10 protein-coding genes are annotated in these 11,848 nt (G+C 60.8%); 3 read left to right on the forward strand and 7 right to left on the reverse strand.

Translation table 11 applies throughout. From position 1 onward, the window contains the following. Positions 1–99: 99 nt before the first annotated feature. The 4 genes from ACB030_RS03405 to apbC form a co-directional block, all read right to left on the reverse strand. Positions 100–1,572, reverse strand: coding sequence for an inorganic phosphate transporter (locus tag ACB030_RS03405; protein WP_371158018.1), 1,473 nt, complete (start codon positions 1,570–1,572; stop codon positions 100–102). A 336-nt stretch (positions 1,573–1,908) separates the two neighbouring features. Beyond that, entirely contained in the window at positions 1,909–2,490 is a 582-nt protein-coding gene (gene dcd, locus ACB030_RS03410) for a dCTP deaminase (RefSeq protein WP_205641763.1), read from the reverse strand. Between the two features lie 63 nt (positions 2,491–2,553). Further along, positions 2,554–3,198, reverse strand: coding sequence for a uridine kinase (udk, locus tag ACB030_RS03415; protein WP_041205758.1), 645 nt, complete (start codon positions 3,196–3,198; stop codon positions 2,554–2,556). Positions 3,199–3,306: 108 nt separating this feature from the next. Beyond that, positions 3,307–4,389: an iron-sulfur cluster carrier protein ApbC gene (apbC, locus tag ACB030_RS03420; protein ID WP_371158021.1), complete on the reverse strand. Its 1,083-nt coding sequence runs from the start codon at positions 4,387–4,389 to the stop codon at positions 3,307–3,309. A gap of 185 nt (positions 4,390–4,574) precedes the next feature. Between apbC and metG the strand changes: the two genes are divergently transcribed. Beyond that, positions 4,575–6,608, forward strand: a complete 2,034-nt coding sequence (gene metG / locus ACB030_RS03425) for a methionine--tRNA ligase (RefSeq protein ID WP_371158023.1) — start codon at positions 4,575–4,577, stop codon at positions 6,606–6,608. A gap of 66 nt (positions 6,609–6,674) precedes the next feature. Here metG and ACB030_RS03430 read toward each other — a convergent pair whose 3' ends face one another. Further along, a complete protein-coding gene (locus ACB030_RS03430) occupies positions 6,675–7,418 on the reverse strand; it encodes a CHAD domain-containing protein (protein ID WP_371158025.1) in 744 nt (247 codons plus the stop codon). Between the two features lie 18 nt (positions 7,419–7,436). Next, the gene (locus tag ACB030_RS03435) at positions 7,437–7,709 is read right to left on the reverse strand and encodes an acylphosphatase (RefSeq protein ID WP_205641771.1); all 273 of its coding nucleotides are present in this window, start codon (positions 7,707–7,709) and stop codon (positions 7,437–7,439) included. Positions 7,710–7,792: 83 nt separating this feature from the next. Here ACB030_RS03435 and ACB030_RS03440 point away from each other — a divergent pair, with 83 nt between their 5' ends. Further along, entirely contained in the window at positions 7,793–9,223 is a 1,431-nt protein-coding gene (locus tag ACB030_RS03440) for a methyl-accepting chemotaxis protein (protein ID WP_371158027.1), read from the forward strand. Between the two features lie 215 nt (positions 9,224–9,438). Next, entirely contained in the window at positions 9,439–10,632 is a 1,194-nt protein-coding gene (locus ACB030_RS03445) for a class I SAM-dependent methyltransferase (RefSeq protein ID WP_371158029.1), read from the forward strand. 416 nt (positions 10,633–11,048) lie between these two features. Here the strand turns inward: ACB030_RS03445 and ACB030_RS03450 are convergent, their stop codons facing one another. Further along, positions 11,049–11,693, reverse strand: a complete 645-nt coding sequence (locus ACB030_RS03450; RefSeq protein WP_371158031.1) for a glutathione S-transferase family protein — start codon at positions 11,691–11,693, stop codon at positions 11,049–11,051. Between the last annotated feature and the right edge of the window lie 155 nt (positions 11,694–11,848).

Here is an 11,848-nt window from a genome sequence, read left to right on the forward strand (position 1 = left end):
TTTCTGCCAGTTGCCGAGCATGACGGCTAGCGGCGGCAAGATCGCAGCCATGAAAAAAGGGCCCGCAGGCCCTTTGTCATTGATGCTCTGTGTTGGCTGTCAGCCGCCGAACAGATTGTTGCTGATCAGGAACAGTCCACCGGAGAGCAGCATGGTGAGCGGCAGGGTCAGTACCCAGGCCAGCAAGATGGTCTTGATGGTCTGGCTCTGCAGGCCTGATTTGTTCGCCACCATGGTCCCCGCCACCGCAGAAGAGAGGATATGGGTGGTGGATACCGGCATGCCGGTCAAGCTGGCCACCCCGATGGAGGCCGCAGCCGTGATCTGGGCGGCAATCCCCTGGCTGTAGGTCATGCCGGAAGAGCCTATCTTCTCGCCCACTGTGTAGACGATACGACGCCAGCCCACCATGGTGCCGCAACCCAGCGCCAAGGCGATGGAGACGATGACCCAGGTCGGCGCGTATTCGGCCGTCGCGGTCAGGTCCTTGCGCCACTTGGCAAGATCGGTCAGCTCCTTGGCCGGCAGCGGCAACTTGGAGACCTTGCGGGCAGTATCGTCGATACAGAGCAGCAGACGGCGCACCTCGCGGCGATCGGTCAGGCTCATCTGCTCGTAGGTGCGCACCTGGCCCAGACGGTTGTCCAGGGTAGCCATGGCCGCGAAGGCCTCACCGGCCTCGCAGTGAGTCATCAACTCTTCCTGGGCATGGGCGGGAACGCTGAAGTTCACGACGGTGGAGACCTGCTCCTGGTTGCGCTGATAGATCTCCATGATGCGCTGGTTGGCATCCTGGGTTCTGTCCAGATCGTAGGAGCGGCTGCTCATGTCCAGTGCGAAGTAGGCGGGCGCCATGCAGATCAGCACCAGCATCACCAGACCTATGCCCTTCTGACCATCGTTGGAGCCGTGCACGAAGCTCACCCCCATGGCGGACGCCACCAGGGTCAGACGGGCCCAGAACGGTGGATGCTTCTTGCCGTCCACCAGCAGTCGCTCTTCCGGGGTTTTGTGGATCTTGCTGCCAAGCCAGACTCGCTTCATGGCGAACAGCAGCAAGGCGGCAATGATGAAGCCCACGGTGGGAGAGATGATGAGAGAGAGCATGATGTCGATGGCTTTGCCAACGTTGATGCCCTCTTTCAGAGGTTGATCACTGATCAGGGCATAGGCACCGCCTACCCCCAGAATGGAGCCGATCAGGGTGTGAGAGCTGGACGCCGGGATGCCGAAGTACCAGGTTCCCAGGTTCCAGACAATGGCTGAAAACAGCAGGGAGAACACCATGATCAGACCCTGAGTCGAATCCATGCCGAGCAACAGATCGATGGGCAGCAGATGGACGATGGCATAGGCCACCCCCAATCCCCCCATCATGACCCCGGCAAAGTTGAACAGGCCGGAAGCCACTACCGCAGTGTGCGCGGGCATGGCCTTGGTATAGATAACCGTTGCTACCGCGTTGGCGGTATCATGAAAGCCATTGATGAACTCATAGGCCAGCACAAAAAAAACGGCCAATACCAAACCGATTGACCACCACAAACCCAAACCACTAAACATTTCAAACATAAAAACGAACCTGTTTATGAGTTGCGGCGGATTATGCCAGAAGGCTCGGTGCGCCATACCCGTTGTTGAAATATTTCAGTAAGAAAAAAAAAGGGCATTCCGTCAGAAAATGTCTTAGGTCCAGCAGGGATCGGGCTTGTCGTGGATTAATTAAAGGCCGTTGAGACCTCATGGATAGGCGTCAATCAACCCCAAAAATCTATCAGCGCACCGCCAAGCTGACGATTTTACACGCGTTTTACCATCAGGTTCGCGCCTTACAGGATGCCTTACTGCACGCCCCTTAAAAGTAAAAGGGTGCCGAAGCACCCTCTATAGGCAGCATGAAGACGAACATCAGTCCTGGTTGATGCGGCTGGCCACCGCCCCTTGCTGGCTCTTGTACTTGGCATTTTCCCGCTTGTTGTAGGGACGGGCCGCGGCGCCGGAGAGCATCTCGAAGTTCAGCGCCCCTATCTTCATCTTGGGACGCAGCGCCAGCGGCAGTTTGCCGCCGTTGTAGAACTCCAGCACGATGCGACCGGACCAGCCCGGATCGATACGGTGCGCGGTCACATGAACCATCAAACCCAGACGGGCGAGAGAGGAGCGACCGTCCAGCCAGCCGACGATGTCCGCAGGCAGGGTCACGGATTCGTAGGTCACCGCCAGCGCCAGTTGACCCGGGTGCAGATAGAAGGCCTCGCCGTCCGGGATGTGGATCTCGTCGCTCATCACCCGATCGATGGCATCGGCCATCTCGCCGCTCGGACCGCTCAGGTCGATATAGGGGGCGGTATGATCGCGAAACACGCGAAACTCGTTGCCGAGCAGCACATCGACGCTGACGCCACTGATCCGCTCAACACCGGGCCTCGGCTCAATGACGATCTTGCCTTCATCCAGATGGCGTTCGATATCGGTATCACAAAGACGCATTCGGCGACTCTCCTGACAAAAGTTTCATTTAAAAAAGCCGGGCATCACCCGGCTTGTTTCATATCAACCAATCAACATGTGGCGGATGCGCGCCTTGAGCATGTCGATGGCGATGCGGTTCTTGCCGCCACGGGGCACGATCACGTCCGCGTACTGCTTGGACGGGTCGATGAACTGCATGAACATGGGGCGTACCGTCTTCTGATACTGCTTGAGGACGGAGTCCATGGTGCGGCCACGCTCTTGCACGTCACGCACCAGGCGGCGCAGCAGGCAGATGTCCAGCGGGGTATCCATAAAGATGGAGGCATCCATCAGCTCACGCAGACGACTGTCGGTCAGCAGCAGTATGCCTTCCAGGATGATGACCCGGCGCGGCGCGAAGGCGGTGACTTCGCTCATGCGCGTGTGTTCGGTATAGGAGTACTGGGGGATATTGACGGCATCCCCTTGCACCAGCTGGGTCAGATGCTGCACCAGCAGATCGTGATCCAGGGCATTGGGATGGTCATAGTTGGTCTTGACCCGCTCTTCCATGGTCAGGTGGGTCTGATCACGGTAGTAGCAATCCTCGGTGATCACACCAATCTGACCTGCGCCCAGTTCGGCCACCAGCTCTTCGTAGATGGTTTGAGCGATAAGACTCTTGCCGGATGCGGACGCACCAGCAATACCGATGATCACACACGAATGTTGAGTATCAGACATTGAAAATACCTAAAGAGAAGAGCACTGGGGATTGTTTAAACCGATCCATTATATAAAAAAGGGTGGTTCATGCCCACCCTAAATCTGTTGCAACCGGCCGACAGCCGATTATTCGTCCAGCGCCACCGTGTAGAGCGGGGTCGCAATCGGTTTACCGCTGAAATAGAGCTCGGCACCCACCCGACGGGCCAGTTTCAGATAGGCCTCTGCCAGCCCGCCTTCCGGTGACCCGAACACGGTCGGGCAGCCATCGTCCATGTGCTGACGGATGTCGATGTGCAGTGGCAACTGGCCAAGCAGCGCCACTTGATACTGCTCTGCCATCTTCTTGCCGCCGCCGGTACCGAACAGCGCCTCGTGATGACCGCAGGCACTGCAGACGTGATAGCTCATGTTCTCGACAATGCCGAGCACAGGCACATTGACCTTGTTGAACATGGCGATCCCTTTGCGGGCATCCGCCAGCGCCACATCCTGCGGTGTGGTGACGATCAGGGCGGCCGTGGTCGGCACCTGCTGGGCCAGGGTAAGCTGGATATCCCCTGTGCCTGGGGGCATGTCCACCACCAGGTAATCCACCTCTCCCCAGCGGGTCTCGTGGAGGATCTGCGCCAGCGCCTTGCTCGCCATGGGGCCGCGCCAGATGGTGGCATCCTGCTCCGCCACTAGGTAGCCGATGCTGTTGGTCTTGAGACCACAGGCCATGACGGGCTCCATCAACTTGCCATCCAGGCTGTGGGGGCGCTCCTTGAGGGTCCCCATCATGGTCGGAATGGAGGGGCCATAGATGTCCGCATCCAGGATGGCGACCCGCGCCCCCTCCTTTTGCAGGGCCAGCGCCAGATTGACGGCGGTGGTGGACTTGCCCACCCCCCCCTTGCCGGAAGCCACCACCAGGATGTTGCGAATGCCCTGTACCGCCGCCAGTTGCTGGGCGCGGGGCATGCTCGCCACCTCGATGTCGCACTGCCAGTCGACGATGGCGACGCCCGTGGCGGCCCTGATCTGGGCATCGAATGCTTCTTTCATCTGTTCAAACAGGGTCTGGCCGGCAAAGGGCAGCACCAGCTTGATGGTCAGGCTCTGCCCATGCTGCTCGACGGCACGCACAAAACCGGCCGCCACCAGATCCTGGCCCCATCCAGCCGGCTTAAATTCGGCAAGGATCTGTTTTACTGAATCAATCACCATTAACTCCCCATTATGTTGTCGTTATCCTGAGGTGAAGGGTTACCGCACACAAATCAGTGGCTTGCCGACGTCTTGCTGATGCCGTCAGCCAAAGCCCCGGGGGCCACAACCCTAGGCAGGCCGCCCCCAATTCGGGTAACATGCTCGGCACTGTATCATCCCAACAGGCACATCAAGAACGTATTATGGCAACTGATCCTCGTAGAATGCTGGTAACCTGCGCCCTCCCCTATGCCAACGGCTCCATCCATCTTGGCCACATGCTGGAACACATCCAGGCCGATATCTGGGTTCGTTATCAGCGAATGCGTGGCCATCAGGTGCATTTCGTCTGTGCCGATGACGCGCACGGCACTCCCATCATGCTCAAGGCGCAGCAGATGGGGATCACTCCCGAGGAGATGATCGCCGCCGTATCCCAGGAGCATCAGGGGGATTTTGCCGGTTTCAACATCAGCTTCGACAACTATCACTCGACCCACAGCGACGAGAACCGCGAGCTGGCCGGGCTTATCTATGGCCGCCTCAAAGAGTCCGGCAAGATAAAAATCCGCACCATCTCCCAGCTGTTCGATCCGGAAAAGTCCATGTTCCTGCCGGACCGCTTCGTCAAGGGTACCTGCCCCAAGTGCAAGTCCCCGGAGCAATACGGTGACAACTGCGACGCGTGCGGCGCCACCTACAGCCCGACCGAGCTTATCGAGCCGAAATCCGCCGTCTCCGGCGCCACCCCGGTGATGAAGGACTCCGAGCACTTCTTCTTCGATCTGCCGCAGTTTGAAAAATGGCTGGCAGAGTGGGTGCGCGGCTCTGGTGCCATCCAGGAAGAGATGGCCAACAAGATGCAGGAGTGGTTCGAATCCGGCCTGCAACAGTGGGACATCACCCGCGACGCCCCCTACTTCGGGTTCGAGATCCCGGGCGCCCCGGGCAAGTACTTCTACGTCTGGCTGGATGCCCCCATCGGCTATATGGCGTCGTTCAAGAACCTGTGCGACAAGCGCGGCGACATCGACTTCGACAGCTACTGGAAGGCGGACTCCGACGCCGAGCTCTATCACTTCATCGGCAAGGACATCGCCTACTTCCACTGCCTGTTCTGGCCGGCCATGCTGGAAGGGGCGGGTTTCCGCAAGCCGACCAAGGTCAACGTGCACGGCTATGTGACCGTCAACGGCGCCAAGATGTCCAAGTCCAAGGGCACCTTCATCAAGGCCTCCACTTACTTGAAGCACCTGGATCCCGAGTGCCTGCGTTACTACTATGCCGCCAAGCTCAACAGCCGCATCGACGATCTGGATCTCAACCTCGAAGACTTCGTCTCCCGGGTCAATGCCGACGTGGTCAACAAGCTGGTCAATCTGGCCTCCCGCAACGCCGGCTTTATCGCCAAGCGTTTCGACGGCAAGCTGGCCGACAACTGCAGCGAACCCGAGCTCTATGCAGAGTTCGCGAGCGCCAGTGCCTCCATTGCCGATGCCTACGAGGCCCGTGAGTTCAGCCGCGCCATCCGCGAGATCATGGCGCTGGCCGACAAGGCCAACCGCTACGTGGACGACAAGGCCCCCTGGGTCATCGCCAAGCAGGAAGGGGCGGATGCCCAGCTGCAGGACGTCTGCTCCGTCGGCATCAACCTGTTCCGGGTGCTGATGGCCTACCTCAAGCCCGTCATGCCGCACCTGGCCGAGCGTGCCGAAGCCTTCCTGGGTGAGACCCTCTCCTGGGATGGCGTGGCCCAGCCGCTGACCCACCACCAGCTGGCCCCGTTCAAGGCGCTCTTCTCCCGCATCGAGCCCGCCAAGGTGGAAGCCATGGTGGAAGCCTCCAAGGAAGATCTGGCCAAGGAGCAGGCGCCAAAAGCGACTGGCCCGCTGGCAGACGACCCCATCAGCGAGACCATCAGCTACGAGGATTTTGCCAAGATTGACCTGCGCGTCGCGCTGATCAAGAAGGCCGAAGCGGTACCGGAAGCCGAGAAGCTGCTGAAACTTCAGCTCGACATCGGCGGTGAGACCCGTCAGGTGTTCGCCGGCATCAAGTCCGCCTACAACCCGGAAGATCTGGAAGGCAAGCTGACCGTGATGGTGGCCAACCTGGCCCCGCGCAAGATGCGCTTTGGCATGTCCGAGGGCATGGTGCTGGCCGCAGGCCCGGGCGGCAAGGATCTCTGGATCCTGGAGCCCCAGGAAGGCGCCCAGCCAGGCATGCGCGTCAAGTAAGCGCAGCCGACATCCAATTGAAAAGAGAGGCCCGGGGCCTCTCTTTTTTTATCCCTTTTCTTACCGCTAATCTTGGCGCTGCAACGCCATCCGCAGACCAATCAGCTCAGCCTGCCGACAGTCCAGCTGGCGCAACTGGCAGCGTATCGCCTCCCGCAGGGCGCGCACTTGCTTGTTCCGCCCCTTCTGGCGACGCAGCCGCCTGCGCCATTGCCGGGCGTCCTGCAACTGACCCAGCCTGTCCTGCCACTCGATCAGCATGGAGAGCCAGGCCGGATCGCCCTCCCCCTGCCCTACCAGCAGCTCCACCCCATAACGGGTCTGCTTCAGGACCAGCCGCAACCTGTGCCAGTGGCGCAGCCGCAGCCTGTTGCCGGCCGACGGTAGCTCCAGTCCGGGCTCGGCCAGGCAATCCGCCAGACCAAGCGCCAGATGTATCTGAAAAAGCGGCAGGGGATTGAAGTCGGCAGGGACCAGCAACAGCCGATCCAGCCAGCGCGCCAGTCGCACCGTCAGCATGGGCACCCGGGGCATGGTCTCAGGGAGGGGCTTGCCACCAAAGTGCGCCGCATAGACCTGGGCGTCCCGCAGGGCGGAGAGTCTGCCCACCGCGCGCATCAGTCGCCGCTCCAGCCCGGGCTCATGAACGAGAGGGCGCCACAGGGCGAGCAGGGCCAGCAGGCGACGAGTCGCAATCCGGTAGGCATGGACCTCCTCCGCTCCTGCCCGTTGGCGCAGGGCCAGGGTAGCGGCCCAGTATTGATCCATGAGACGACGTGCCTGCTCCAGCCCCTTGCCCTGATCCATCATCTGCCGGCCTCCTGCCTCTCAGTTGGTATGAAAACCGGATCCCGCTGGGGGCAATGCCCGGGTGCACTCCATTTTGGTCACCGTGGCCGTTCGGGGCCCGTGCTCCAGCCAGCCCAGCATCATCTGCACCTTCTGCTCAGGGCCGGCGATCAGGATCTCCACAGAACCATCTTCCAGGTTGTAGGCATGTCCCCTGAGCCCCAGCTGCAGTGCCCGCTCCCGGGTGAAGTAACGAAACCCCACCCCCTGTACCTGGCCCCACACCCGCACAACAAACGATTGCTCTCCCATTTATCACACCTTCCCCTTAAGAAATTTTCCCCCAAGGCGATAATGAGCACGACACTCTCCCCCTTGCAGGACGCAATACCATTATGAAAGAAGTTAAATTCCGGTGGGTTGACCGTTATCTCATTCACCTCACGATCAGCGAAAAATTTCTCATCACCTTCTGGTGCCCCTTGTTGTTCATCGCCTTCCTCACCTGGTACCTGCTGGCCGACGGTCATGATCAGCAGATGCAGATCCGGCTGGATCAACTCAAGCAACGGGTAGAGACCACGGCTCAGCTGATCACCCAGCAACCCACCCTCACCCTGCCGGCCGAGCTCACCCTGGCGCCCACCGGCAGCACCGGTCTGACCCGGCAAGGCGATCGCTTTCAATATAGCGCCCAGGCCGGTCAGGCCGGGTTTGTCAGCGGCACCCTGAACGCCGGCAACTTTTCCATGTGGGATGGACAGGGGACGACCCTCACCATCATCGCCGTGCTGGCCGCCCTGCTTGCCCTCATCACCCACTATCTGATGACCTTCGTCTCGGGAGCCCTCTACTCCACCAACAAGGCGCTGCAGACGGTGGCGAACGGGGATCTCACCTTCCGCCTCAACTTCTTCCCGGTGCGGGACGAGTTCTCCATCCTGGCGGGCAGCATCGACAAGTTCACCGATCGCCAGCACAAGATAGTGCAACTGGTGGAGGAGTCCGCCGAGGCGCTCACCATGGCCGCCGACGAGTTTCGCGAGCACGCCAGCGACGGAGAGACCCTGGCCCGCGCCCAGCGCCAGCACATGGACTCCCTGGCCGCCGCCATGGAGCAGATGTCGGCGGCGATCCGCGAAGTGGCCCGCAACGCCAACGACACCCTGCTGCAGACCCGCCAGTCCAGCGAGGAGGCGGCCAACGGCGCCCAGCGGGTGGCTCGCACCATCACCGCCATCCGTACCCTGGCGGACGAGATAGGCAACGCCTCAGGCGCCGTCGAGCGGCTGACCCACAATGCCAACCGCATCAACGAGGTGGTCAACGTCATCAACGCCATCTCCCAGCAGACCAACCTACTGGCGCTCAACGCCGCCATCGAGGCCGCCCGGGCCGGCGAACAGGGCCGCGGCTTTGCCGTGGTGGCAGACGAGGTACGTACCTTGGCCAGCCGCACCCAACAGGCCACGGTGGAGATCCAGCAGATGATTGAAGAGCTGCAGGCCGGCACAGGGGCGCTCAACGACATCATGGAGAAGACGGTCGGACGTGCCGCCAGCAGCCAGCAGCTCATCACAGAAGTGGGGCAGGACATCGACAAGCTGAGCAGCCACAGCGACGCCGTGCTGGAGATGAGCACCCAGATCGCCACCTCCAGCGAAGAGCAGAGCTCGGTAGCAGAAGAGATCACCCGCAACCTGGATCAGGTGCGCCACGAGGCCAGCCGGGTGGAAGAGTCCGCCAGCGCCTCGGTGGCCGGCACCGCCGGCCTCAAGGCCACCGCCACCGAGCTCGGCCAGGCCATGACGGGCCTGCGGATCTGACGCCAGCCCAGTGTCACAGAAAGGCCATCTCGCGGATGGCCTTTCTTTTATTCCCTTTCCTGCACCCCGTCGGGGCGATATGAGGCGTTGCTGCACAGGACGCCCGGCGCCACAACAGCCGCACCTGTGCATTTATCGCTGCGACGCGGCTTGCGCACCAACCGCAACAGCCCCTACTATATGCCCCCTTCTCTTTTTAGCATCGGCAACTACCCATGAGCGCTTCCATCTATCTCGTCAAAGGCCGCGAAAAATCCCTGCTGCGCCGTCACCCCTGGATCTTCTCCAAGGGGATCGACAAGGTGCAGGGCAACCCCATTGACGGCGATACCGTCGAGATCTACTCAAACGATGGCAAGTGGCTCGCCCGGGGTGCCTGGTCAGGCAGCTCCCAGATCCGTGCCCGGGTCTGGACCTTCGACAAGGACGAAGCCGTCGATCTCGACTTCTTTATCCGTCGCCTCAAATATGCTCAGGAGTCCCGGGACCCGCTGATCAAGCGTCAGGGTCTCACCGGCTATCGCCTGTGCGCAGCAGAATCCGACGGTCTGCCGGGTCTGACCATCGACCGTTACGCCAACTTCCTGGTGTGCCAAATCCTCTCCGCCGGGGCCGAGTTCCAGCGGGACCTCATCACCCAGGCCCTGCGCACCCTCTACCCCGAGTGCAGCATCTATGAGCGCTCCGACGTGGCGGTACGCAAGAAGGAGGGGCTGAAAGAGCGCACCGGCGTCATCCATGGCGAGACCCCGACCGAGCCTGTGGTGATCGAGGAGAACGGCGGCGTCAAGATCCTGGTGGACATTCGCAACGGCCACAAGACCGGCTTCTATCTGGATCAGCGCGACAACCGTCAGGCCGCCGCCAAGTACACCGAAGGCAAGCGGGTGCTCAACTGCTTCTGCTACACCGGCGGTTTTGGCGTCTACGCCCTCAAGGGCGGCGCCCGTGAGGTGGTCAACGTCGATCTCTCCCAGAATGCGCTGGACATCGCCCGCCAGAACGCCGAGCTCAATGATCTCGATACCAGCACCACCCAGTTCGTGCGCCACGACGTGTTCAAGCTGCTGCGGGAATACCGCGAGAAGGGCGAGAAGTTCGATGTCATCGTGCTGGATCCGCCCAAGTTTGCCGAGAGCAAGGCCCAGCTGCTGGGTGCCTGCCGCGGCTACAAGGACATCAACATGCTGGCGTTCCAGCTGTTGGCGCCGGGTGGCGTGCTCTTGACCTACTCCTGCTCCGGCCTGATGGAGCAGAGCCTGTTCCAGAAAATCGTCGCCGATGCGGCCCTCGATGCCGGTCGTGATGCCCAGATCCTGGAGCTGTTGTCCCAGGCCTCCGATCACCCCATAGGTACCGCCTATCCGGAAGGCTTCTACCTCAAGGGTCTGGTGGTACGCGCCCGCTAAGCCGCGCCAACCCGCGCTGGCACTGTGCCAGACCAGGGCTTGATGACAAGCCCCATCACAAAGAAGGCCCGCTAGCGATAGCGGGCCTTCTCTGTTTTGCGTCCCCAAGAGATAACAAGGCTCACTCCGTCTGTGCTCTCCTCAACTGGCCGCCACTCCTCCCGCCCCCTCGCCTTTCGCCAAGGTTCATGCTCATCGGCAGATGGCACTCACCAGCGGTGAAGATGGCCACTAACTTTATGCAAAAATATGAAAATAAAATCACACAGATTGGAAAATCCTCGGGGAAATATCAGACAATATCGCATCAAAACTCATTACTATGCATAAAACACTATTCACCCCTCTCCCGACCATTTCCCCCGTCCGGCATCAGTGCTGGGTTCGCGGCCTTCTGCCGGGATCTCGCGCCCGGATCAATCACGGGCCGGCGCCCCCAGGGGGAAGTAGTGGCGATAGGGTCTCGCCTCATCCACCACCCGGACTATGGAGGGGTGGCCCAGCAGACGCGCGCGGTAGGCACGCAGCCTGGTGAGGGCGGGCGGGATCTCATGGACCCAGTCGGCATAGAAGAGCGAGGGAGCCGCGGCGCAATCGGCCAGGGTGAACGCCTCCCCCGCCGCCCAGGTGCGTCCGGCAAGGCGCTCGTCCAGCCAGGGGTAAATCTTGTCCAGCATCTCCCGGGCCTGGACAACGCCGTAGCCGTCGTGATCCCCCGCCGGGCGCATCCTGTCCAACACCACCTTCTGCATGGGCGTCATCACATAGTTGTCGAACAGGCGATCGAGCATGTGAACCTCGATCCCGTCCTCCCCCGCGGGCACCAGACAATGGGGGCCGGGATGAGCGCATTGGAGATATTCGATGATGGTGCTGCTTTCTATCAGGGTGCGCCCCTGATCCACCAGTACCGGAAAGCGCTTGAGGGGCCAGAGGTTGGCGAGTTCGGCCTTCACCGTCGCCGCCTCCAGGTTGAGGTAATCAAACGCGACGTCATTCTCGTAGAGGGCGACAAGCACCTTCTGGCTGTAGGACGAAAATGGATGGGCATAGAGTTTCATCGGGTGTGCTCCTTGCGATCAGATAGAAGACATTCCTAGTCTAGATCCCCGCGCCTCCCCCTGATCTTGCCCCCATACAACTGGCTGTTTTTGCGTAAAAAACGCACATTCATGACGAAAATCACATCCGTATGACTCTCTTTTCAGTAGTGTGA

This window comes from Aeromonas sp. S16(2024), from assembly GCF_041403065.1.
GTDB lineage: Bacteria > Pseudomonadota > Gammaproteobacteria > Enterobacterales > Aeromonadaceae > Aeromonas.

Coding starts and splice junctions, on each gene's coding strand:
- ACB030_RS03405 (WP_371158018.1), bottom strand. CDS start 1,572: ATGTTTGAAATGTTTAGTGGTTTGGGTTTGTGGTGGTCAATCGGTTTG.
- dcd (WP_205641763.1), bottom strand. CDS start 2,490: ATGCGTCTTTGTGATACCGATATCGAACGCCATCTGGATGAAGGCAAG.
- udk (WP_041205758.1), bottom strand. CDS start 3,198: ATGTCTGATACTCAACATTCGTGTGTGATCATCGGTATTGCTGGTGCG.
- apbC (WP_371158021.1), bottom strand. CDS start 4,389: ATGGTGATTGATTCAGTAAAACAGATCCTTGCCGAATTTAAGCCGGCT.
- metG (WP_371158023.1), top strand. CDS start 4,575: ATGGCAACTGATCCTCGTAGAATGCTGGTAACCTGCGCCCTCCCCTAT.
- ACB030_RS03430 (WP_371158025.1), bottom strand. CDS start 7,418: ATGATGGATCAGGGCAAGGGGCTGGAGCAGGCACGTCGTCTCATGGAT.
- ACB030_RS03435 (WP_205641771.1), bottom strand. CDS start 7,709: ATGGGAGAGCAATCGTTTGTTGTGCGGGTGTGGGGCCAGGTACAGGGG.
- ACB030_RS03440 (WP_371158027.1), top strand. CDS start 7,793: ATGAAAGAAGTTAAATTCCGGTGGGTTGACCGTTATCTCATTCACCTC.
- ACB030_RS03445 (WP_371158029.1), top strand. CDS start 9,439: ATGAGCGCTTCCATCTATCTCGTCAAAGGCCGCGAAAAATCCCTGCTG.
- ACB030_RS03450 (WP_371158031.1), bottom strand. CDS start 11,693: ATGAAACTCTATGCCCATCCATTTTCGTCCTACAGCCAGAAGGTGCTT.